The sequence below is a fragment of the Pseudomonas sp. B21-056 genome (genome assembly GCF_026016325.1).
GTDB lineage: Bacteria > Pseudomonadota > Gammaproteobacteria > Pseudomonadales > Pseudomonadaceae > Aquipseudomonas.
In genome coordinates this window covers 710113-733356 of sequence record NZ_CP087203.1, presented here as the reverse complement: position 1 = coordinate 733356, position 23244 = coordinate 710113, and the positions used below count along the sequence as shown (strand labels likewise).

The window sequence follows — 23244 nt, the reverse complement described above, 5'->3', positions numbered from 1 at the left end:
GATTGCCGCATGACTGACAGCTTCGTCACCCAGTGCCCGCATTGCCACACCAGTTTTCGCGTCAGCCATGCTCAATTGAGCGTGGCCCGCGGGGTGGTTCGCTGCGGCTCGTGCCTGCAAGTGTTCAATGCCGCACGGCAATTGCTGGAACAACGAACTGCCAGGGAGCCCGCTCCCAGCGCCGCAGCGCCCACCCGGCCTGCCGTCGTTGAAACGCAGCCACGGGCGATCAGCCAGAAACAGTGGACCGCCGCCGAGCTGGATCTCGATGATCTGGACAAGGAACTGGCTCGCCTGGAACGGCGTGACAAACGGGCGCCGGACTCCTTCGGCCGACGCCGTGAAGATAACCTGAGCGCACAGCGGGACCACCTCTCCGGCGACCACGAGCCCTGGTCCGACAGTCTGTACAGCGAGTCCGCCGCCGAGCGCGCGCAGGCAATGCCCCAGCTCCCCATCGAACCGTTCGCCCCCCATGAGCCCGTCCGGCCGCCGCGCACCGAGCCATCCCTGTCCTTGCCCCTGACGCTTGAACCTCTGGAGCCGGACGATGAACCTGATGTCCCGCTGCAACTGGCGCCGAACGATGAGCCAGACGAACACCTAGAACGCCTGTCCGCCACCGATGCAATCGACGACATCGACGAAGAGCCGACGCAGCCCCGCAAGAAACGCGAACGCCATGAGCCCGGCATACGCGCCGAAGCTCTCCAGGACCTGGACGACGACCCGCTGCAGCTGGATTGGCGCAAGCGCCGCTCGCCCTGGGGTCGACGCCTGCTATGGAGTCTGCTGATCCTGCTGGCCGCCACGGCGCTGGCCGGCCAGTACATCGCTTACCACTTCGAGGAACTGGCCCGCCAGGACCAGTACCGCCCGTGGTTCCTGCAGATCTGTCCGACCATCGGCTGCGACGTACCGTCCAAGGTCGACATCGCCAAGATCAAGAGCAGCAACCTGGTGGTGCGCAGCCATCCGGACTTCAGCGGCGCCCTGGTGGTGGACGCGATCATCTACAATCGTGCGCCCTTCTCCCAGCCTTTTCCGCTGCTGGAACTGCGCTTCGCCGACCTCAACGGGCACCTGATCGCCAGCCGTCGTTTCAAGCCCGGCGAATACCTGGGCGGTGACCTCGAGGGCCTGGGGGAAATGCCGCCCCAGACGCCCATCCACATCGCCCTGGACATCCTCGACCCAGGCCCCAAAGCGGTGAACTACAGTTTGAGCTTCCACTCGCCCGAGTGAAGCCGCCGGGGGCCAGTCGATTGACGGCAGCTTTCTGACCCACCCCACCCGGACCAAACCGCTGGCGATAACAAAATAGCTGTTCAGATTTTATCCAATTCGATCTTTATCCGGTCATCGAGAGCGGGTATCATGCCAACCCTTTTTCGAAGTCTCATGATCCGGCCCCACTTCAGGGAAGTCCTATGTCGGCGGTACGCATCGGCCCATACACACTGCAGAACGGTCTGGTTCTCGCCCCCATGGCGGGCGTCACCGATCAGCCCTTTCGTCAGTTGTGCAAGCGGCTGGGCGCAGGTCTCGTGGTTTCGGAAATGGTCACCAGCGACATGACCCTGTGGAACACCCGCAAATCACGTCTGCGCATGATCCACGAAGGTGATCCCGAGCCCCGCTCGGTGCAGATCGCCGGTGGCGATGCCCAGATGCTGGCGGACGCGGCCCGGGCCAACGTGGCGCTGGGGGCGCAGATCATCGACATCAACATGGGGTGTCCGGCCAAGAAGGTCTGCAACAAGGCTGCAGGCTCGGCGCTGTTGAAGGATGAAGCCCTGGTTACCGAGATCCTGCAGGCGGTCGTCGCCGCAGTCGATGTGCCGGTGACCCTGAAGATCCGCACCGGCTGGGACCGGGAGAACAAGAACGGCCTGACGGTGGCGAAGATCGCCGAACAGGCGGGAATCACGGCGTTGGCGGTCCATGGCCGCACCCGTGCCGACCTGTACACCGGCGAAGCCGAGTACGACACCATCGCCGCGATCAAGCAGGCGGTGTCGATACCGGTGTTTGCCAACGGCGATGTCGACTCGCCCGAGAAGGCCCGGTACGTGCTGGACGCGACCGGTGCCGATGGCCTGTTGATCGGCCGGGCTGCCCAGGGGCGGCCATGGATTTTCCGTGAAATCGAACATTTCCTGCGCACCGGCGAAAAGCTCGCTGCGCCGCAATTGTCCGAGGTGGAACGAATTCTGCTGGAGCATCTGGCCGCGCTGCATGCCTTCTACGGAGAAGTCATGGGCGTACGCATCGCGCGCAAGCATGTGGGCTGGTATCTCGCAACCCTGCCGGGCGCCAGGGAGTTTCGCGCCCGCTTCAATCGTTTGGATGGTACGCAAGCACAATGCGCCGACGTTCAGGCCTTCTTCGCTGAACGTTACAAGAGCCTGACAGGGGACGAAGGGGTGGCCGCATGACGATGATGACCGAGACTTTAGTGAGTGGAACAACACCCGTGAGCGACAATGTGAATTTGAAACAGCACCTCAATACGCCCAGCGAAGAGGGTCAGACCCTTCGCGGGAGCGTCGAGAAGGCGCTGCACAATTATTTCGCCCACCTTGAGGGCGCTGCCGTCACGGATGTGTACAACCTGGTGCTTTCCGAAGTCGAGGCACCCCTGCTCGAAAGCGTGATGAACTACGTCAAGGGCAACCAGACCAAGGCCAGCGAAATGCTGGGCCTGAACCGCGGAACCCTGCGCAAGAAACTCAAGCAGTACGATCTGCTGTAAGCATTCAATCAAACCAGAAAGGCGCCCGCGTAAAAAACGGTCGCCTTTTTTGCTGACTTCCCTTGCTTTTGATGGAAATTGAAATGACCGACCAGACCACCCGCCTGCCGATCCGCCGCGCCCTGATCAGCGTCTCCGACAAGACCGGGATCCTCGAATTCGCCCGCGAGCTGCAACAGCTGGGCGTCGAGATCCTTTCCACTGGCGGGACCTTCAAGCTGCTGCAGGACAACGGCGTCGCCGCAGTGGAAGTCGCGGACTACACCGGCTTTGCGGAAATGATGGACGGCCGGGTCAAGACCCTGCATCCGAAAATCCACGGTGGGATCCTGGGTCGTCGCGGTATCGACGACGCCATCATGAACGAACACGGCATCAAGCCGATCGACCTGGTGGCGGTCAACCTCTACCCGTTCGAAGCCACCATCAGCAAGCCGGGCTGCGACCTGCCGACCGCCATCGAGAACATCGACATCGGCGGCCCGACCATGGTCCGCTCGGCGGCCAAGAACCACAAGGACGTGGCCATCGTGGTCAACGCCAGCGACTACACCAGTGTGCTGGAGAACCTCAAGGCCGGTGGCCTGACCTACGCCCAGCGCTTCGACCTGATGCTCAAGGCCTTCGAACACACCGCCGCCTACGACGGCATGATCGCCAACTACATGGGCACCGTGAACCAGGCCGCCGAGACCCTGGGCACGGAAGGTCGCAGCGAATTCCCGCGCACCTTCAACACCCAGTTCATCAAGGCCCAGGAAATGCGCTACGGCGAGAACCCGCACCAGAGCGCGGCGTTCTACGTGGAAGCCAAGCCTGCCGAAGTCGGCATCGCCACCGCCACCCAGTTGCAAGGCAAGGAACTGTCGTTCAACAACGTGGCCGACACCGACGCCGCGCTGGAGTGCGTGAAGAGCTTCGTCAAGCCGGCCTGCGTGATCGTCAAGCACGCCAACCCGTGCGGCGTGGCCGTGAGCCCGGACGCCGAGGGCGGCATTCGCCAGGCCTACGAACTGGCCTACGCCACCGACACCGAGTCGGCGTTCGGCGGCATCATCGCCTTCAACCGTGAACTGGACGCCGAGACCGCCAAAGCCATCGTCGAGCGTCAGTTCGTCGAAGTGATTATCGCGCCTTCGGTCAGCGAAGAAGCTCGCGCCATCGTGGCCGCCAAGGCCAATGTGCGCCTGCTGGCCTGCGGCCAATGGTCGGCCGACCGTGCGCCGGCCTGGGACTACAAGCGCGTCAACGGCGGCCTGCTGGTACAGAGCCGTGACATCGGCATGATCGGCAGCGCCGACCTGAAGGTCGTGACCCAGCGCGCGCCGAGCGAGCAGGAAATCAACGACCTGATCTTCGCCTGGAAAGTCGCCAAATACGTCAAGTCCAACGCCATTGTCTACGCCAAGAACCGCCAGACCATCGGTGTCGGTGCCGGCCAGATGAGCCGCGTGAACTCGGCCCGCATCGCCGCGATCAAGGCTGAACACGCCGGTCTGCAGGTGCAGGGCGCCGTCATGGCTTCCGATGCATTCTTCCCGTTCCGCGACGGTATCGACAACGCGGCCAAGGTCGGTATCACTGCGGTGATCCAGCCGGGTGGTTCGATGCGTGATGCAGAAGTCATCGCAGCCGCCGACGAAGCCGGCATTGCGATGGTATTCACCGGCATGCGCCACTTCCGCCACTGATACACCCATTGATCGTGCCCACGCTCTGCGTGGGCACGCAGCCCGGGACGCTCCGCGTTCCTGGACGCAGAGCGTCCGTAGAGGCATTCCCACGCAGAGCGTGGGAACGATCAGCCCCAATCAGCGTCATCCGAGGTTTTTGAAATGAATGTTTTGATCATTGGCAGCGGCGGCCGTGAACATGCCCTGGCCTGGAAAGTGGCCCAGGACCCGCGCGTACAGAAGGTGTTCGTGGCGCCGGGCAATGCCGGTACCGCCATCGAAGCCAAGTGCGAGAACGTCGCCATCGACGTACTGGCCCTGGAGCAACTGGCCGATTTCGCCGAGCAGAACGTCTCGCTGACCATCGTCGGTCCGGAAGTGCCGCTGGTCGCTGGCGTGGTCGATCTGTTCCGCTCCCGTGGCCTGGACTGCTTCGGTCCGACCGCGGGTGCCGCACAGTTGGAAGGCTCGAAAGCCTTCACCAAGGATTTCCTGGCCCGGCACAAGATTCCGACCGCCGACTACCAGAATTTCACCGACATTGAGCCGGCCCTGGCCTACCTGCGGGAGAAAGGTGCTCCGATCGTGATCAAGGCCGATGGCCTGGCCGCCGGCAAAGGCGTGATCGTGGCCATGACCCTGGCCGAAGCCGAGGACGCCGTGCGCGACATGCTCGCCGGCAATGCCTTCGGTGATGCCGGTTCCCGAGTGGTGATCGAAGAGTTCCTCGACGGCGAGGAAGCCAGTTTCATCGTCATGGTGGACGGCAAGAATGTCTTGCCTATGGCCACCAGCCAGGACCACAAGCGCGTCGGCGACGGCGACAGTGGTCCGAACACCGGCGGCATGGGTGCCTATTCCCCGGCTCCGGTTGTCACCGCCCAGGTGCACCAGCGCGTCATGGACCAGGTGATCTGGCCGACCGTGCGTGGCATGGCCGAGGAAGGCAACGTTTACACGGGTTTCCTCTATGCTGGCCTGATGATCGACAAGGCTGGTAACCCAAAAGTCATCGAATTCAACTGCCGTTTCGGCGATCCTGAGACCCAGCCGGTGATGTTGCGCCTGCAATCGAGCCTGGTGCTGCTGGTCGAAGCCGCACTGGCCCAGGCGCTGGACAAGGTCGAAGCCCAGTGGGATCCACGTCCGAGCGTCGGCGTCGTATTGGCGGCTGGCGGTTACCCGGGCGACTATGCCAAGGGCAGTGCGATTCGTGGCCTGGACGCCGCGGCCCAGCGGCAAGGCAAGGTTTTCCATGCCGGGACTGCGTTGAAGGACGGCCAGGTCGTCACCGCCGGCGGTCGCGTGCTTTGCGCCACCGCCATGGGTGCCAGTGTCGACGCCGCTCAGCAGCAGGCCTACACGCTTGCCGCCGAGATCGATTGGGAAGGCTGCTTCTACCGTAAGGACATTGGCTATCGTGCCATTGCCCGCGAGCGTGGCGAAAATCTGGAATAACCCGGTCTTTCAGCCAGGCAGGGCTCCGTGGCCCTTGCCTGTCTGTCCGGGCGCCGCGCATAGTTATAATCTGGCATCAACCTACGAAGGGATTTCGCCGTGCGCTGGCTCAGGATTGCCATAGGCTTTACCGTCACCCTGCTGACGCTGCTCTGCATGCTCCCGGCCCAGGCCGCGCCAGGCAGTGGCTGGGCGGTATTGCTCGACGAACAGGGCGACCTGAAGCTGAGCGACATCCGCTCTGCCCGCTACACCAACCAATTCAGTCCCATCGACCTCGACCGCCTCCAGGCCGCCGAGCCCGATGGCGCGCTGTGGCTGCGTTTCCGGCTGGCTCCCGACAAACACGAACAGATCCTGCGCATCTTTGCGCCCGACCTGTCGCGCCTGAATCTCTATGCGCTGGACGGCGATGCCCTGGTCGATCAACAGATCACTGGCAATGCCTTGCCCCGTAGCGAACATACGGTGCCCAGCAGCGATTTCATGTTGGCCTTGCCCCGCAGCGATAAACCGCTGGACATCTACCTGCGACTGGCATCCCGGCACGAACTGCGTCCGTACATCACCCTGCAGCCGGCCATCATGGCGGCGGCGGATCAGAACCAGACCCTGATCTATGGCTTGCTGTTCGGCTGTATCGCCATGCTGATCCTGCACAACCTCACGCGCTACGCCTACACCCGCTCACGCAGTTGCCTGTGGTTGGCGGCGTGTGAGGGGCTGCTGATGCTGAGCCTGGCCCTGTTGCTGAACCTGGCGGGAGGCTGGCTGCCCGACTGGCCGGCGGTGCAGACACCGGGTGCCTACCTGGCCCTGCTGCTGACCGCCCCTTGCGGCCTGATGTTCGCCTATCGTTTTTTTGCGCCCCTGGGACCGCACCCGCTGAACCGGCTGCTGCTGGGGGACATCGTGCTCATCATGCTGTGCAGCCTGTTGCTGTTGTTCGTCAACACACTGCCGCTCAATATCATGACCTATGCGCTCGTGGCCCTGGCCGGCCTGAGCATGCTGTTCGTCAGCGCCTGGCACTGGCAGAAGGGCTACCGCCCGGCACGGCTGTTCGTCGCGGCCATGGTGGTTTTCAACCTGGGCACGCTGATCATTCTTCCCGCCCTGCAAGGCCTCACGGAGGTCGCACCCCAAGGCCTGATCGTTACGCTGCTGGTGTTCATCTGCATCAGCGGCCTGCTGATGAGCGTCGCCCTGGGTGAACGCCAGCGTTCCATCAACGAGAGCCGTTTCAGCATCAGCCGCGACCTGGCGGCGAGCAATGCCGAGATCAATGCCAAGGCGGAATTCCTGGCCAAGATCAGCCACGAGATCCGTACCCCGATGAACGGTGTGCTGGGCATGACCGAACTGCTGCTGGGCACGCCGCTGTCGGTCAAGCAGCGCGACTACGTGCAGACCATCCACAGTGCCGGCAACGAGCTGCTGACGCTGATCAACGAGATCCTCGACATTTCCCGCCTCGAATCCGGCCAGATCGAACTAGACGATGTGCAATTCGATCTCAATGCGCTGATCGAGGATTGCCTGAGCATCTTCCGCGCCAAGGCCGAGCAGCAGAATGTCGAACTGATCAGTTTCATCCAGCCCCAGGTGCCAAGGGTCATCAGCGGTGATCCGACACGGCTGCGCCAGGCGCTGCTGAGCCTGTTGGAAAACGCCCTGAAGAAGACCGATGAGGGCGAGGTGCTGATCGTCGTGGCCCTCGACGAGCGCAGCAGCGAACCGCGCCTGCGCATCGCCGTGCAGGACAGCGGGCTGCCCATGGACGCCGAAGAGCGCGACACGCTGATGCACGCAGAACTGCACAGCAAGAATTTCCTCTCGGCCACACGCCTGGGCGGTAACCTGGGCCTGGTCATCGCCCGCCAGTTGATCATGCTGATGCACGGCGAATTCGGCATCAAGAGCGGCAGCAACCAGGGCAGCACCTTGTGGCTGACCCTGCCGCTGGACCCCGATCGCCTCGAGCACCCCACCTCCGATCTCGACAGCCCGTTGCAAGGCGCACGGGTGCTGGTGGTCGACGACAATGAAACCTGCCGCAAGGTGCTGGTGCAGCAATGCAGCGCCTGGGGCTTGAATGTCAGCGCGGTGCCATCGGGCAAGGAAGCCCTGGCGCTGCTGCGCACCAAGGCTCACCTGCGGGATTATTTCGACGTGGTGCTGCTGGACCAGAACATGCCCGGCATGACCGGCATGCAACTGGCGGCCAAGATCAAGGAAGACCCGAGCCTGAACCACGACATCCTGCTGATCATGCTCACCGGCATCAGCAACGCACCGAGCAAGATCGTGGCGCGCAACAGCGGGGTCAAGCGCATCCTCGCCAAACCGGTGGCCGGCTATACCCTCAAGACCACCCTCGCGGACGAACTGAACCAGCGCAACAGAGGCCATGCCCCCAACGTACCGCTGAATGCCGGTCCGGCCGCCCCGGTGAAAGTCCCCAGCGATTTCCGCATCCTGGTGGCCGAAGACAACAGCATTTCCACCAAGGTCATCCGCGGCATGCTTGGCAAACTCAACCTGCAGCCCGACACCGCCAGCAACGGCGAGGAAGCCCTCAAGGCCATGAAGGAGCGGCGCTACGACCTGGTCCTGATGGATTGCGAAATGCCGATCCTCGACGGGTTTTCCGCCACCCAGCAGCTACGCGCCTGGGAAGTGGGCAACCAGCGAACCCGCACGCCCATCGTAGCGCTCACGGCCCACATCCTCGCCGAGCACAAGGAGCGGGCCCGTCAGGCCGGGATGGACGGTCACATGGCCAAACCGGTGGAGTTATCGCAACTGCGCGAACTGATCGAGCATTGGGTGGCCCAGCGCGAACAACAGAACCGCACAGCGCAAACGTCCTGAGCCGACAGACGTCACACCGCCTGATAGACTCCCGTCGTCTTCCTCCGCCTTGAGCCCCGACCATGCTCCATGTGCTGTTCAGCGTTTATCTGAAGATGCTGGTGCTCTACAGCCCCTTCTTCGTGTTGTCGTGTTTTATCGGCCTGACCCGTGGCTATTCGCGCAAGGAGCAGCGACGCCTGGCCTGGAAAGTGGCGATCGCGACGCTGGTCTCCAGCGTCTTGCTGTATCTGTTCGGGCGGGTGATTTTCAGTGTGTTCGGCATTACGGTGGATGCGTTCCGTATCGGTGCCGGCAGCGTGCTGTTCATTTCGGCGCTGGGCATGGCCCAGGGCAAGTCGGCCGTACAGACCGACAGTGTCCAGCAGGACGTGACCATCGTCCCGCTGACCATTCCGTTGACCGTCGGCCCCGGCACCATCGGCGCGCTGCTGGTGATGGGCGTGAGCCAGCCGCACTGGGACGACAAACTCATGGCCATCATCAGCATCGCCCTGGCCAGCTTCACCGTCGGTGTCGTGCTCTATCTGTCCAGCCGCATCGAGCGGATCCTGGGTGACCAGGGCTTGCAGATCGTCAGCCGCCTGATGGGGCTGTTCGTCTGTGCGTTGGCGGCACAGATCATCTTTACCGGCGTAAAAGGCTACCTGGTGCCATAGCACCACTGGCCTGTCATGCCTGCTTGCGGCGGTTGAAGCGTTTTTGCAGCACTTCCCGGCGGTGCTCGCCCAGGTATTGCTCGATGTTCGACCTGAACCCTTCGTAAAGAGCCGGGTTGAAGGTCAGGAAGGATTTACCGCGATAGATCTCCCGTGCCGACGATTGCCAGTTCACGAAAAGGACACCGCCGTTATTCGAAGTTCCGGTCTGCCGTATCGAAGTGGACGAGGCGATCAGGATACCGTTGGCCAACTGCTCGCAGGGAATGACGGAGAAGCGGGCCCCCTAGGGCGTCTTGACCTGGCTGTTGAACAGATTGATGGTTTGCTTATCCTGCTTCAAGCCATCAATCGTGGTATTCACCACTGCACCGAGCACCGACGCTGCCGGGACACTGGCCTTCACGCCATCGATGATCCCCTTGACGATATCGCTGATCACGAAGTCCATGTCCACGCGCTGGGAGCTCTCGGAGTATCGGGTATAGCCGTCATCGGCAACGAAGCACCCGAGGTCACGCAGACAGCCGATAAACGCGGCATACCAGGCCTGGGAGTTCTTGCCGCCAGGCACTTCAAAGTTGGCCTCCATGACGGCCATGGTCATCAGGTTCTCCATGATCGCCATGTTGGTGAGCGACATGTTGTTGCCATAGCCCACCAGCGCGTTCCCCAACATCAGCGCGTCCAGCTCCCTGGTCGGGCTGTCCTGCAGTGCTGCGGATCGACGCATGCGACGGCCGACAGAGACCAGTGCCTTGCGCCTGTTGATACGTGCGCCGATCAGTTCAATACTTTGTTCAACGCTGACGTTACTTTCAAACTGTTCCATATAACTTTCCTTGGTTATGTAATGACCGCTCCTGCGGACAAACTGCAATCTAATTCACCCTTCAGACAAACTACAACTTCCAGCCCATTACAATATATGTAGCCTCTTTGCCAGCCACGCAAACAAACATTCGGATTCACATCAACTCATTCACCCACTTGAATTCACCGACTCCCGTTGTATTTATAAATAGACAACTTTAACGGAGAATCCCCATGAACAACGAATCACTGACCGGCCTGGTCACCGGCCCTAACCTGCTTTCCTATATCGAGACGCTTTCACTGCAGGATCACAACGACATCGCGGACTGCAATAACATTGCCACTCTATCAGCCGATCGTGGCCATAACCGCTACACCGACTCCAAGGGCTGGTTCGAAGAGTATGTCTTCACGTTGAAATACTTTGGCTGGGCGCTATATGAAGACTCCATATTCACCCGTACCAAACACCTCGTGACCGGCTCGGTGGCAGATTTCCTCGTCCAGAGCGCTCAAGTCATGAAGGACTCACGGCAAGCGAACGCAATGATCGATACCCTCGACGCGCTGAAGGCCGATCAGCCGGCAGTACTGTCCTTCGACAGGGAAACCCGACAAGGTGAAACATTTCAAATCATCCCGGCCCGCTACGACTCACGGAACAACGTCCACATCGCCGTCTACAAGCTCGAACTGAGTGTGGATATCAGGAAACACAACTTTTTGTTTTGGGATTGGGAAAAACGCTCGGCAAAAATAACCCAGCAGCAGGCATTTTTCAAACTGGACAGGCATCAATTGAACAGCAAAAGAACCCTCATAAAAAACAAACTGAATGACCACCTCATGAGGCGATTCAATTTGAGAAGGAATCGCCCCATGACCGCTCAATGACTTGAGTTCACTTATTGGATAAACAGATCAACTGACTGCATTACTTTCCACCCCCTTCGAGACGCTCAGCAATTCCTTCAGCGTGATGCTATTGCGGGGACTCGGCTGGGCGTTCAAGCGCTGTATCAACTTTGAAACGGCATAACGTCGATGGCCTTCGAAACTGAGCAAGACCTCACCGCGCACATTGATATCGCTGGCATGCACTTCACGAACAATCACACTGTGCCCAGTGTCAGGATCAATGATCACCAGATGCTCATCGACAATGCTCAGCGACAGTCTGTCAGGCTCATCCAGTTCCCAGATCAACTTGCCAGGTTCTGCAGGTGCGCCGTCCTGGGATGGTCGGCAACTGAGAACGACCGATTCGAGCCTCAGCCAGGCCGCCTTTGTCAGCCGGTAGCTCACGCTCCCCTGCCCCATGCGCAGGACCAAGGTCGTGACGTCGTCAGGTAGCAGATCATCGACTGTCATCTTTTCCCCGCCGATGACCAGCACCTCGCCGTCACGCTGGACGTAGCTGAGGGGCCCTGTCCGTTCACCAGCCGGGTAGCTCACCAGCTTGCCATCGCGGCTCTCGTGAAGCAGCACATTGTTCTGCCGCTGGGTGCCCAACAACTCGAAATTCCCCGAGATCTCGCTCCTGGGTATCCGAATCATGCGTTTGCTTTCAGTGACGAACCACTTCAGGTCGGCGGGATCCTCCACGGTCAACAGCGCGCTACGAAACGGCTGGTCCGCCAACTGTTCGAGCGCCTTCTGCTCCCGACCGTCCCTGGCGATGACCCATTCACGAGTCACGCCCGTGACCAACGCCGGCTCGCGATCCCGCAACGAAACCACCACACCTTCGGGCGTCACACCACGCAACCCGGCGCCTTCGACCGTCACCTCGACAAACGTCCAGGGCGCCCATTCACGCTGCGCCATGGGTAGCGCGCCGGCCTGCAACACTCGTGCGCCCTGTCCAAAAACCGACTCCAGCTTCTGCGGATCGATGAACGCCTGGCGATGGACTTCACCCTCCGAGACATCGAATAACCAGGCTGCCTCGCCATCCGGGGTGACGCTCAGCAGACGCATCTCCTTCCCATGTCCCGGTTCAGCCAGCAGCAACCTGTTGCCGATGTACCAGGCACACAACTTCGCGTCATCGCTGAAATTGCTCAGACCGACCAGGGCCAGACGCTCGCTGGCGTGTCGTCGGGCCAACGGCTCCAATGCGGTCCACCAATGCGCCCGATTCCTGAACCAGGGCTCGTTCATGCCTCCCAGGCTCAGTTCGCCCTGGTCTGTCAGGGTGTAGAACAGCCCATCGGAAGTCAGCACCAGGTATCCCTCGTCAATGGCGAGGATATTTTCCAGCTTCTCGTACTGCTTCCACTTGCTCGACCACTGCCACTTGCCCGCCACCAGCGTGCGTCGCCGGCGGCACAGTTCCTTTCTGCGCCGGTCGTATACGATGAACACATCGCTGCCGTCCCTCGGTGTGAGCAACGTCAGATCCGTCATGTTCTTGATCGAGTCCGGCCAGCCACGCAGATGGTTGTGTCTCGGCGCGGGGCGGATGATCAACTGGTCGCTACGACGAATCCAGGCCATGTCCCGCCACTGCGCGTCGATGTTCCAACAGACCGAAACAAAGGGGGCCGGCTGCCAGTTGACAGTGACGTAGGTAGCGTCATTGTCGACATACGGCGTGAAGGGGTAATCGCTGCCCAGGACCTGCGTCCAGTCGGCCAGTGTCTCGCTGGCACTGAAGACCGATTCCAGCGTCGGATCCACGTCCCGGGTCACCGAACTCAACAGCAGTTGCCCATCATGGATCACATAGACCAGCACATCGCGGCTCTGGTCTGCGCGGGTGATTTGCTGCGCGACATGAACCACTCCCTGGGCGTCCGCCTCGACGCTGCCGATGGTGGTCGCCGCACCTTTTGCGCTCCGTAGCCAATAACGATGAGTCAGCAGTCCGGTGGTCGCATCGACCTGCCAGATGATCAGGCCCTGGGGGTCGTAGAAATAAGCGTTGCCGCCGGCTACCGCTCCCAGCAGCGCGTCATCGGTACCGGGGATCTCGTTACGGATGTACAGGAAACGGTCCTCCTTCGCGTCATACCAGGCCGTGAGGTGACGAGGCTCGTCGGGCTTCTCGAACGGAACCAGATAGCGATGGATCGGTGTATAGGGCATCACCAGACGGTGCTCTTGCGCCAGGCCCTTGAGGTGTGGCTGCAATGCCTGTCGGTCCATGCCCGCAGGCACGTCCTGCTCGACGAGGGTGAGTTTGCGTTCACCCAGCTCAACCCGGAACACTTGATTGCCGGAGATCCGCAGCAGCACCTCGTGATGGCCTGGTCCCGTGAAGCTCATCTGGACATCGCCAATGAACAGCTTCGCGTAACGCTCGATCCGCACGTCGTCCTCACCGGCCCAAGGGGCGTCCAGCACCCAACTCGACCTTTTCAGGCTGAGCGACTCGAACGTGAGGCTCACACCGGGATTGAGCACCAATGTGCAGCGCTTGCCTGCACCTCGGATCCGATAGCTGATCTTTCCGTGCCACACCGCAGGGAGGACAGGCACCACCAGTGAACGCCCGGCCTCATCGAGCAATACATCGATCACGCTTGGCCGATAGTCCGGGAGCAGGCAATAGAGGATGTAGTCGCTCGGAAACGAATAGAACGAAAACAGGAACAGCCATCCGCCATCGGCCTTCTTTTTCTCCAACCGTCGTGCGGTGTCGAAGCCGGTGTCATGGCGCAATCCTGCGAAAGGCAGCGCCTTGTAGTCATAGCGATAACACGTCCGCGGGACGCAGGGCAGCACGATGGCCTGGCTGGCGGGTGGTGTGAATCTGACGCGACCGGCCAGGCCCAGCTCCCGACGGATATTGATCGCCTGGTCGTAGTCATCATCAAACGTCGGCACGCCGAAATGATCCCGCAATGGGTACAGCCTCGGGCTGTCCAGCTCCAGTTCGCCGCGCACCAGATCCAAGGTTCCGACGATCAGCGACGGGCGCGGCAACCAGGCGTCGCTGCGAGCGTCAAACCGGTAGGCCTGGCGATCAGCCTTGGTCAGTTCATCGAAGAACAGCCCAACCTGCTTGGCCTCCTCGGCGATGGCGGCAAACCCCTGGGCCACTGCTGCGACCCCTACCGCCAAGCCACCGAGGATCACGGCCGCGCCACCGAGAAACGCCCCCGCGGTGGTGGCGCCGACTGCCAGTGCCCCCGCCGACAGCACCAGCCCGGCCGAATCGAACGCCAGTTGACTGCCGAACCGGGCGCGCTCGATCTCGCTGGAGGCGGTCGACAATTGATAGATATCGAACCCGACATTCGCCAGTTGCAGCACGCCTGCGGTCGCTTCGCTCACGCTGGTCCCCACTGCCGCCTTGACCACGGGAGCCACAGTGCGGGCAATCAACTTCTCTTGCGCCAACGCCTGCCGGACCAGACCTATCAAACCCGCCACATCGGCGACGTTGCCATGCACCAGTTGCGCATAATTGACATAGACATGCAGCCGCACCGCCAGGGACAGCGGACGGTCAGGCCCTTCCCGCTCAGCCAAGGCGGACATCAACGCCTGTATGCTGAAGCCGGCGTTGAGGGTATGAACGCTGCCCACTTCGGCAGGTTCGCTCGGGACCAAGGGTTGGTTGGCCAGGGTCAGGAAGCGCTCCGAGAGGTAGTTCTTGATACCCAGGAGTCGATGATCGTCGGTGATGACCCGTACCAGTTGCCCGGGGTCTTCCGGGTCGATCAGATTGATCCGATACGACCCGTCCGAGGTGATTTCCAGGGTTTCGAACAACGGCACAAGTTGCGCAGCCAACGGGTTCTGCTGCCTGAGCCGAGCCGTGACCGCCGCAATCCGCTGTCCCCACCAATGTCCATCCAGCGCCAGCAGGCTGCTGCCGAGCCGAGCATTGTTCATCAGCGATTGACCACGGGCACTGGCCAACCGCTGCCTGACCTGGGGTTGCGAATGCCCAGGCAACGCACCGGGTTTCAGCAGTTCCGAGACCCGGATTGAACCGGGCAATGACGCTTTCGACAGGCGTTCGCCGTCCAGCTCGATCAGCTCGAACGTCGGACGAGCCGCATCCCCATAGGCCGCGTAATGAACCGCCATTTCCTGCTGGATAAAGAACCGCTCCAGCGCCTGCCTGAACCGAGTGGCATGCTCGAACTCGAAGACGCCGAAATTCGGATCGTAGAAGTGATAAGTGCTGCGCTCGCCGTCGAAGGTCCTGGCGACCAGCATGGCGTGGTTGTCGGAGTTGAGCATCAACGTGCCGGTTGTCGTCCTGGCTTGCAGAGTCTCCACGACCCGCTTCAGGTCCAAGCGCCCCAACGCGTTGCCGACATCATTGAGCTGCACCTCGCGCAACGCCTCCACGCCTTGCAGAAAAGTCACGCAGTCGCTGGCCTCAGGTTCGATGGCGCCCAGGTAGAAGCGCTCGCGCAAGGTGTTGACCGCCGCCTTCCCCGTCGCCATGGCCGATGCCATGACCAGGGCCAGTGGATAGCAGCGCCCGCCTACCCTGTCGCCTTCGCCCTGAAGCAGCAGATCCTGAGGGACAAGCTTGATCGTGTCGGCCTCGAAACCGTCCAGGACAGTACCCAGGCGCTCGATGATCCGGACGCGGTACTCAAGCTTCGCCACCTGCTGGATCCGGGCAACGTGCCGGCCCCATTGGCGCAGTGTCAGCGGTCGCTCCAGTGCGTCTTTCTTCAGCGCCAGGGCGGTTTCGGAATGCCTGGGCAGCTCACCGCCCGGGTCGGCCAGCCCGGCCTTGAAGGCCGGCGCCTGAAGCTGGAACAAGGCACGCTCGATCGTCGCGTAGGTGCCCGCGATCCCTCGTTCGTCGAGGTTGTTGGCCAGGTTATCGAGTTGCGGCCGAACCGCGTTGAAGCTGCGATTATCCAGTGTTTGCGCACCGATCAACGCGCCCACCAGCAGGCGTTGCAACGGGCTTAATTGAGCCACTTCGAAACTGCCTTTGGCGAGACGGCCCAGCAGGTCTGCAATAGACAAGCGCTGCGTCTGTGCATCGCTCAAGGACGCCGGAGGCAGCACATTCGCGCTCTGATCGCGGATCGACTGGCGCTCGGCAAAGCTCAACGCGACCGCCTTGTCGAAAATCACCATGCCGGTATGACCGCGATTCATCGCGCTCATGAAGGTATCACCCAGCTCATCGGCCAGATGCTGCAACAGCTCGGTGGATAACACATGACGGCCCTCCACCACCGGCCAGCCTTCGTCGAACTGGAGCGAGCGGTAGTTGAGCAGCTCGGCCATGTCACCGGCATAACGGGCCTTGAAGCGACCCTCCTGCCAACGCTTCTTCTCGTTGTCGAGCCATTGCGCGGTGTCGCTTTCGTTCTCTTTCCAGGAGTGGTCCTGCTCTTCCTCGGTGGCCAGGTTAACGGAGGCAACCGCCGGGATCGCGGCTTCCGTTCGCCACCGCTCAGCCGTTCGAGGCGTAAAATGCGCCCGCTGGTAATCCGCTATTCCCTCGCGCATGGCACCAGGTCCGGTCAGGTAGATCGTCCCTTCGCTCTGGGGACGCAGACCATCGCTGTAGTAGGTGGCGGCGGCCAGCATCAGGAACGACGCCGGTATTTCCGCTTCCGGCGGCAGCTCATGCATGGCACCGAAGACCTGTGTCGCGGCCTGCTCTGCAACAGTGCTCATGGCGTCAACATTGGTAAAGGCAACGTTTTGTTCATCGGCCAGGCGAGCGGTTGCATCGACGACCTCATAGTTGCGCCTGAAACGCTCGAGCACGGCCTTGAGCATTGCCGAACCCGGGTGGGCCATCAGGAATGCGTTGCTCAACGAGTTATGTATGGCAACGGCTCGCAGCTCGTACGGACGGGCCAAGTGCTCCACCGGCGTGCGAAAAACGCGGTTCAACTCGGGCTTGCTGTCAGCGAAACGCTTGAGGGCCTCGCGACTCTGCGACGGAATCCGCTCAGAGTAGTCCCTGTATTTGTTGCGCAATGCCTGACGGCCCGGCATCCATTCGGGATTGCGATCAAGCAACAGTTGCAGCGCGCCCAGCCGCGCATCGGTCTTGAACCCACGAATGTCGACCTCCCCCAGCTTTTCCAGCAAGGGCGGCAAATTGTCGACGTCGGCGTAGCGACCGCCATCGGTGAGCAGCGCTTCGGCGCGCACAACATCGGAGGCCGAGGCAAAATTGCCACGCAGGCTGATCTCGCGTTGGTAGATATCCTTCAACTGAAGCGGCGCTTCACCTTTGGCAAGGTCACGCAACGCCAGGCTCCCTTCGGCCAATGCCTGGAGGCTGAGCCGGTTAGCGGCTTTCAGGGTATCCAGCCGCGCCTTATCCTGACCGTAGGCGCGCACCAGCAAATCCACTCTCGCGTCATCGGCACTGCCGCCGTTTTCCAGCGCCTTCATAATATGTGCGTACATCTGTTGTTTGAGAACGATGACGCGTTCTTCATAACGGTCACCCAACCCAGAGGCATCGGTACTGTCCTGTCCGCCCTTGAGCATGGCATCTGCCTTGGCCGCCTCGACAATAATCCGGCTGGTTTCATAGGCCAGCAGCGCATCACTGTCATGCCAGAGATAAAGTTGGTAACCCTCGGTGCCTAACACTGTTTTCCAGACATTGATGTAATCGCGTTGAATCGGACCTACGCCTCCGCCGAGCCAGACAAAATGCAGTTTCTTCGGCACTTCGGTGGCCGGTACTTTCAACTGTTCGACACTGTTTTGCAGTCGCGTTTCAAACTCATCGACCTGGTTTTGAATGTGCTCAAGATCCATAGCCGTGGGACCGCCAGGCGGCGTCAGCTCTGCTGCACGGCGCTGACGACTGCCCCGCAATACCGTCAATGCCTGCTTGAGCAGGCCCAACGGTTTCAACAGGTGGGGCGCATCCGGCACGGCGACGCAACCGGAGTAATACCGAAGCACCGCATCATATTGATCGGTGCCTTTGTACGGCGCCAACGCCTGTTCAAGGTCCTTCAGTTTTAACAAACCCATAAATTCGACATAACCACCTGTCGATGACAACCTGCTCTCACTCATGACAACACTTCCATTTATCGTATATGAATAGCCGAAGCCGTTTTCCGGCAACAGCAGCCCACAGGTGCATCCAGGCACTTGGGCAGTAAACTTTCAAAATGCAACGATCTCGATAAGCCGGGATGAAAATAACCTACCGGTCAGGCGTGACTCAACCAATAAGCAAGCCAACAGATTTCCAAATAAAAAACAGACTTTATGTTACAGGCACAGCACACCCGCAACTTGGTCTCAGCACCGAGTTATATATAAGACAAAACAATCAACAACTAACGAATTCAAGAAGTGACGGCAGCCCGAACGGGCTGCCGGGTTGCATCAGAGCGGTTTGCTGCCATACCAGCGCGGTGTGTACACCCACTCGCCACCGTCGGCACGGGGGAACACACAGGTGGTCGAGGACCCGACCAGGACCATGGTACGCATGTCCACCTGGTCCGGGGTCAACTGCCCCAGCGTCGTGACGCGCAGGCTCTGGCCCGGACGGCCAATGTCACGCCCCAGGACCACGGGCGTCTGCGCGGTTCGATGCCGGGCGACGATCTCCAGCGCCCGCCCCAGTTGCCAGGGCCGGGAACGGGAGATCGGGTTGTAGAAGGCCAGCGCGAGATCCGCTTGGGCCGCCAGGTCCAGGCGTTTCTCGATGATCGACCAGGGCTTGAGGTTGTCCGACAGCGACAACACGCAGAAGTCATGGCCCAGCGGCGCACCGGCCTGGGCAGCCGTGGCCAGGGAGGCCGAGACGCCCGGCAGGATCTGCAGGTCGACGGCATGCCAATGGGCATTTGTCGACTCATGCAGCGCCTCCAGCACCGCGGCGGCCATGGCGAATACGCCCGGGTCGCCCGACGATACCACCACCACGGAACGACCCTGGGCCGCCAGCTCGAAGGCGTGGCGGGCACGTTGCAGCTCTTCACGGTTGTCGGTGCAGTGTTGCACCTGGTCGGCCCGGAATGGTCCGGCCATGCGCACGTAGGTTTCGTAGCCCAGCACATCGTTGGCGCGGTCGAGTTCGGCGCGCACCGCCGGCACCATCAGCTCGGCCGCACCCGGGCCGAGGCCAATCACCGCCAGGCGTCCCCGTGGTCGGCCGATCCGGTGCGGATCAAGGGGCTGCTCGGCCACCGCGATGGCGAGGCTGTCCATGACCTGAATCGATGCCGGCTGACCGAGGTTCTTGCCCAACCACCCCGCGATATCGCCGCTGGCGGAGGCAAAGCGCAGCGGCACGCCCAGGGTCGCAGCGGCTTCGTGCAACTGCGGGCGTGTCATATCGCTGTCCGCCGCCAACAGGCAGGCCAGCGATTGCACCGCGAGGCCGGCCTGCTCCAGGGCATCGCCAATGGCAGCCGCTACGTCCGTCGCCCCGGCGCCCAGCGCCACCACGACGTTGCGTGGATAAATACGCAATTCATCGACTGCGGGCACACCGGCAGCGCTGTCGATACGGATGGCCAGGCGCGCCTGTTGGTCCTGGGGCAACTGTGCCTGATCCAGCCACGGCGCGGCCCCTTCGATGCGCACCGGCTCACCGGCCAGCAGATCGGAGACGAAGCGCTTGCCCTGCTCCAGATCGTCGAGACGGTAGCCGCTCGGTGGATTGAGCAGGCAGGTGCCGAAGCGCAATTCGCCGCTGGTGGTGATCGCCGGGGCGACTTGCAGGGCGGTTGCGATGTCCCGGGCCATGACGTTGACCCCGCCCAGGCCACCGAGCAACGGCACCACGGCGCTGCCGTCCTCGGCTACTGCCAGGACCGCGGGCTCGGCACCTTTCTCCAGCAACAGCGGCGCCAGGGTACGGATGACGATGCCCGCCGCGCACAGGGCGATGATCGGCGTGTCCTGCTGATAGAGCTCGCGCAATGTCGCGCCGAACTCCTGGTATTGACGATCCACGCCCTCGACCCGTCCGGTCAGGCCGTGGATCAAGGCGTCCGGATAGCACTGCTGGATCCGCCGGGCCGTTGCAAGGCTGCCGGGGCCGAGGATGACGATTGCCGGTGCCTTGGAGGTCATCCCTGCCACCGTTCGCCGGGCACGATGATCAGCGAGAAATACGGCGAGGACATCGGTTCGACTTCATCCAACGGCACGATTTTCTGATTGGCCATGGTCGCCCGTTCGACGTACAACGCCCGACCATCCAGGCCCAGCTCCCCGAGCACCTGGCGGACCTTGGGGAAATTGCGCCCCAGCTTCATGATCACCGCGGCATCGGCATCGGCCAGCCGGCGCTTGAGTTCGTCATGGGGCAGCACGCCGGAGAGCACCGACAGGCTCTGGTTGCGGTACACCAGCGGCGCACCGAGCACCGAGGCGCCGCCCAGCATCGAGCAGACGCCGGGAATGACTTCGGCGTCGTAGCGCTCGGCCAGACGATCATGCAGGTACATGTACGAACCGTAGAAGAACGGATCGCCCTCACAGATCACCGCCACGTCGCGACCGGCATCCAGATGCACGGCCACCTGTTCGGCGGCAGTGTCGTAGAAGTCGGCGATCACCTGTTCATAGGACAGCGGCGCCGGCAACACTTCGGTGGTGACCGGGTACACCAGCGGCATCAGGGTCTGCGTCTCTTGCAGATGCATCTCGATGATCCCGAAGGCGTTGCCCTTCTTGCCCTTGGCGACGAAGTACCCCACCACTGGGGATTCGCGCAGCAGGCGCAGGGCTTTGAGGGTAATCAGTTCCGGGTCACCGGGGCCCACGCCGAGGCCGATCAGACGTCCAGGCTGCTGCATCATTCAATCTCCGTGGCGAGGGCATTGACGGCGGCCGCGGCCATGGCGCTGCCGCCGAGCCGGCCTTGCATGATCACGAACGGCACGCCACGGCTGTTGGCCGCGAGCATCGCCTTGGACTCGGCAGCGCCGACGAACCCCACCGGGAAGCCCAGGATCAGGGCCGGTTTCGGTGCGCCGGCGTCGAGCATTTCCAGCAGGTAGAACAGCGCGGTCGGCGCATTGCCGATCACCACGACGCTGCCTTCCAGGTGCGGACGCCACAGCTCCAGGGCCGCCGCCGAACGGGTGTTGCCCAATTCGAGGGCCAGCTGCGGCACGCTCTCGTCGCGCAAGGTGCAGATCACCGGGTTGTTGGCCGGCAGGCGAGCCCGGGTCACGCCTTCGCTGACCATCCGCGCATCGCACAGGATCGGCGCACCGGCAGCCAGGGCCTGGCGCCCGGCCGTGCCCGCGCCGTCGGAAAACTGCAGGCCATCGATAGCCTCGACCATGCCGCAGGCGTGGATTACCCGCACCGCGAGTTTTTCCAGATCGGCCGGAATGCGCGCCAGGTTGGCCTCAGCACGGATGATCGCGAAGGAGTTGCGATAGATCTCCTGACCGTCGCGGATGTAATCAAGCATCAAAGGGGACTCCGGGGGCGAGCGTCGAGCCATTGGCCGACCGCTTCAATAGTCAGGTTGTGCGCCTGCAACGCGCCGAAACCCGGCTGCGTGGCGTCGCGAAAATAGAGGTCGTAACGACCGGGAGCGACCGCCAGCAAGGTGACGGGCGCAATATGGGCCGCCGCGCAGGAGCGCGGGCAACCGGACAAATGGACTTTCATCACATGCCCTTGGCGTTGCAGCACGTCGGCCATTTGCCGGGCATCGGCCTTGGTGTCGGCCAGGGCCTTGGCACAGCCACTGGAGCCGGTGCAGGCGATGAGTTGCGCCAGGGGTTGTTCAGCCGAACACAGCAGGCCCAAGCCTGCGAGCCGCGCCAATACTTCGTCCGCGTCCTCGCGGCCTACGTTGGGCAGCAACAGGCTTTGCCATGGGGTGAAACGAAGGCTGCTGTCACCCTTCTCCCGAGCCAGTTGCGCCAGGCCTCGCAGCATGCCGGCGTCGAGTCGGCCAAGGGGCGCGGCGGCGCCCACGTAGACCCGCTCGTCGTGTTGGGGATGGACGCCGAGGTGCAATCCATCGATGGACGCGTCGCGCTGCCAACCGGTACACGCTTGCAACGGGACGCGGCGGGCCAGTTGCTGGATGAGTTCAGTGTCGGGCATTTCAGCCAGCAGGTGGCGCATGCGAGTCTGGTCCGGGCGGGCCAGGTCGAGAAACAGCTCCAGCACCGCCAGCACCAGCCCATGCCCTTCGGCCAGGGGCACCGCGCCTGCCGGTGCATCCAGCGGCGAACCGGCCAAGCCGAATGCTAGCCAGGGCTCACCGTGACGCAGGAACGCCGACAACCACAGGTCATGGTGATGCTCGAGCATCGCCAGCGCCTCACCGCCGTCCAGTTGCACGGCGAACTTGGCCGACAGTTCATGGAATCGGTCGTGGGTTTGCAGGCTGAGCAGAATCTGCGCGGCCAACGGGCGGGTGTCCAGCAGCCTCAGCGGGTCGATGCCGGCCGTGGGGCTGAGCATCAGGTTGCGCACATCGTCGCCGGCCGGTGTGCGAGGGCCGAGCCCGGCGGCCAGCAATGACTCGATCAGAGCGGAATGCTCGGGGCCGATTCCGCGGATCTGCAGGTTGGCCCGGTTGGTCGCCTCGATCAGGCCCCCGGCGAAGCGCTCTGCCGCCAACGCCACGGCCTCGGCCTGATCCGCCCGGATGACGCCGCCATCGAGCTTGATCCGGCAGATGCCGCCGTCCAACGCCTGGACGACACGCAGCAACCCCGGGCAACCCGAAGGGCGTATGACGTTGGAGGATGGACGTTCGTTCAAGGGTAAACCGGTCAATGAGACACGCCGCAGTGGCGAAGGAGCGCCATTATGCCTGCTTTGCCGTGAGGCATGAAAAGCTTGCCCGTCGGATTATGTGCATCGCGATCAGGAATGTGAGAGCGAGCGGCTCTCGAAAGCGGTCTGACTGGGGCGATGATATTGAATGGGCCGACGCCATCGCGAGCCTGCTCGCGATAGCGGTCTGTCTGTGACGGTGATGTTGGATGGAACGTCGCCATCGCGAGCAGGCTCGCTCCCACAGGGGATCTGCGGCTGACACAAACTAAGTGGGCAACCTCATTCAAATGTGGGAGCGAGCCTGCTCGCGATAGCGGTC

The 23244-nt window shown here is 62.1% G+C and carries 15 protein-coding genes; 8 read left to right on the top strand and 7 right to left on the bottom strand.

Translation table 11 applies throughout. The annotated features are described in order from the left end of the window. The first annotated feature begins 9 nt into the window (after positions 1 to 9). The 7 genes from LOY67_RS03150 (at position 10) to LOY67_RS03120 (ending at position 9419) form a co-directional block, all read left to right on the top strand. Positions 10 to 1245, top strand: a complete 1236-nt coding sequence (locus tag LOY67_RS03150) for a DUF3426 domain-containing protein (protein ID WP_265065904.1) — start codon at positions 10 to 12, stop codon at positions 1243 to 1245. A gap of 185 nt (positions 1246 to 1430) precedes the next feature. Beyond that, positions 1431 to 2438, top strand: a complete 1008-nt coding sequence (gene dusB / locus LOY67_RS03145; protein WP_265065903.1) for a tRNA dihydrouridine synthase DusB — start codon at positions 1431 to 1433, stop codon at positions 2436 to 2438. Beyond that, positions 2435 to 2755: a DNA-binding transcriptional regulator Fis gene (gene fis, locus LOY67_RS03140; RefSeq protein WP_008368706.1), complete on the top strand. Its 321-nt coding sequence runs from the start codon at positions 2435 to 2437 to the stop codon at positions 2753 to 2755. The genes dusB and fis overlap by 4 nt, the downstream gene beginning before the upstream one ends. Positions 2756 to 2838: 83 nt before the next feature. Further along, complete coding sequence (gene purH / locus LOY67_RS03135; protein ID WP_265065902.1) at positions 2839 to 4446, top strand: bifunctional phosphoribosylaminoimidazolecarboxamide formyltransferase/IMP cyclohydrolase; 1608 nt, start codon at positions 2839 to 2841, stop codon at positions 4444 to 4446. 144 nt (positions 4447 to 4590) lie between these two features. Then, a complete protein-coding gene (gene purD, locus LOY67_RS03130) occupies positions 4591 to 5886 on the top strand; it encodes a phosphoribosylamine--glycine ligase (RefSeq protein ID WP_265065901.1) in 1296 nt (431 codons plus the stop codon). Positions 5887 to 5985: 99 nt separating this feature from the next. After that, positions 5986 to 8760, top strand: coding sequence for a hybrid sensor histidine kinase/response regulator (locus LOY67_RS03125; RefSeq protein ID WP_265065900.1), 2775 nt, complete (start codon positions 5986 to 5988; stop codon positions 8758 to 8760). Positions 8761 to 8822: 62 nt separating this feature from the next. Further along, positions 8823 to 9419 (top strand): MarC family protein, encoded by a 597-nt coding sequence (locus tag LOY67_RS03120; protein ID WP_047700219.1) that lies wholly within the window; start codon positions 8823 to 8825, stop codon positions 9417 to 9419. Between the two features lie 13 nt (positions 9420 to 9432). On the opposite strand, the gene LOY67_RS03115 is transcribed toward LOY67_RS03120, so the two are convergent. Both LOY67_RS03115 and LOY67_RS03110 read right to left on the bottom strand, forming a co-directional pair. Continuing rightward, positions 9433 to 9594 (bottom strand): hypothetical protein, encoded by a 162-nt coding sequence (locus LOY67_RS03115; protein ID WP_265065899.1) that lies wholly within the window; start codon positions 9592 to 9594, stop codon positions 9433 to 9435. Between the two features lie 111 nt (positions 9595 to 9705). Continuing rightward, positions 9706 to 10251, bottom strand: coding sequence for a hypothetical protein (locus tag LOY67_RS03110; RefSeq protein WP_265065898.1), 546 nt, complete (start codon positions 10249 to 10251; stop codon positions 9706 to 9708). Positions 10252 to 10466: 215 nt separating this feature from the next. Between LOY67_RS03110 and LOY67_RS03105 the strand changes: the two genes are divergently transcribed. Beyond that, positions 10467 to 11129 (top strand): hypothetical protein, encoded by a 663-nt coding sequence (locus tag LOY67_RS03105; RefSeq protein WP_265065897.1) that lies wholly within the window; start codon positions 10467 to 10469, stop codon positions 11127 to 11129. Positions 11130 to 11156: 27 nt separating this feature from the next. Here LOY67_RS03105 and LOY67_RS03100 read toward each other — a convergent pair whose 3' ends face one another. The 5 genes from LOY67_RS03100 to cobG all read right to left on the bottom strand — a co-directional run bounded on the left by LOY67_RS03100 (position 11157) and on the right by cobG (position 22907). After that, entirely contained in the window at positions 11157 to 18221 is a 7065-nt protein-coding gene (locus LOY67_RS03100) for a TcdA/TcdB pore-forming domain-containing protein (RefSeq protein ID WP_265065896.1), read from the bottom strand. A 318-nt stretch (positions 18222 to 18539) separates the two neighbouring features. Then, positions 18540 to 20240, bottom strand: a complete 1701-nt coding sequence (gene cobJ, locus LOY67_RS03095; RefSeq protein ID WP_265065895.1) for a precorrin-3B C(17)-methyltransferase — start codon at positions 20238 to 20240, stop codon at positions 18540 to 18542. Then, positions 20237 to 20968, bottom strand: coding sequence for a precorrin-2 C(20)-methyltransferase (locus LOY67_RS03090; RefSeq protein WP_265067690.1), 732 nt, complete (start codon positions 20966 to 20968; stop codon positions 20237 to 20239). Before LOY67_RS03090 ends, cobJ begins: the two co-directional genes overlap by 4 nt. Continuing rightward, positions 20968 to 21594 carry a precorrin-8X methylmutase gene (locus tag LOY67_RS03085; RefSeq protein ID WP_265065894.1) on the bottom strand — a complete coding sequence of 209 codons (627 nt, stop codon included), beginning with the start codon at positions 21592 to 21594 and terminating at the stop codon, positions 20968 to 20970. Before LOY67_RS03085 ends, LOY67_RS03090 begins: the two co-directional genes overlap by 1 nt. Beyond that, a complete protein-coding gene (gene cobG / locus LOY67_RS03080) occupies positions 21594 to 22907 on the bottom strand; it encodes a precorrin-3B synthase (RefSeq protein WP_265065893.1) in 1314 nt (437 codons plus the stop codon). Before cobG ends, LOY67_RS03085 begins: the two co-directional genes overlap by 1 nt. Between the last annotated feature and the right edge of the window lie 337 nt (positions 22908 to 23244).

Bases quoted from the DNA above. Each gene is read 5' to 3' on its own strand.
- dusB (WP_265065903.1), top strand. From the start codon at position 1,431: ATGTCGGCGGTACGCATCGGCCCATACACACTGCAGAACGGTCTGGTT.
- purH (WP_265065902.1), top strand. From the start codon at position 2,839: ATGACCGACCAGACCACCCGCCTGCCGATCCGCCGCGCCCTGATCAGC.
- LOY67_RS03105 (WP_265065897.1), top strand. From the start codon at position 10,467: ATGAACAACGAATCACTGACCGGCCTGGTCACCGGCCCTAACCTGCTT.
- LOY67_RS03120 (WP_047700219.1), top strand. From the start codon at position 8,823: ATGCTCCATGTGCTGTTCAGCGTTTATCTGAAGATGCTGGTGCTCTAC.
- cobJ (WP_265065895.1), bottom strand. From the start codon at position 20,240: ATGACCTCCAAGGCACCGGCAATCGTCATCCTCGGCCCCGGCAGCCTT.
- LOY67_RS03100 (WP_265065896.1), bottom strand. From the start codon at position 18,221: ATGAGTGAGAGCAGGTTGTCATCGACAGGTGGTTATGTCGAATTTATG.
- LOY67_RS03110 (WP_265065898.1), bottom strand. From the start codon at position 10,251: ATGGAACAGTTTGAAAGTAACGTCAGCGTTGAACAAAGTATTGAACTG.
- purD (WP_265065901.1), top strand. From the start codon at position 4,591: ATGAATGTTTTGATCATTGGCAGCGGCGGCCGTGAACATGCCCTGGCC.
- LOY67_RS03085 (WP_265065894.1), bottom strand. From the start codon at position 21,594: ATGCTTGATTACATCCGCGACGGTCAGGAGATCTATCGCAACTCCTTC.
- fis (WP_008368706.1), top strand. From the start codon at position 2,435: ATGACGATGATGACCGAGACTTTAGTGAGTGGAACAACACCCGTGAGC.
- LOY67_RS03150 (WP_265065904.1), top strand. From the start codon at position 10: ATGACTGACAGCTTCGTCACCCAGTGCCCGCATTGCCACACCAGTTTT.
- LOY67_RS03090 (WP_265067690.1), bottom strand. From the start codon at position 20,968: ATGCAGCAGCCTGGACGTCTGATCGGCCTCGGCGTGGGCCCCGGTGAC.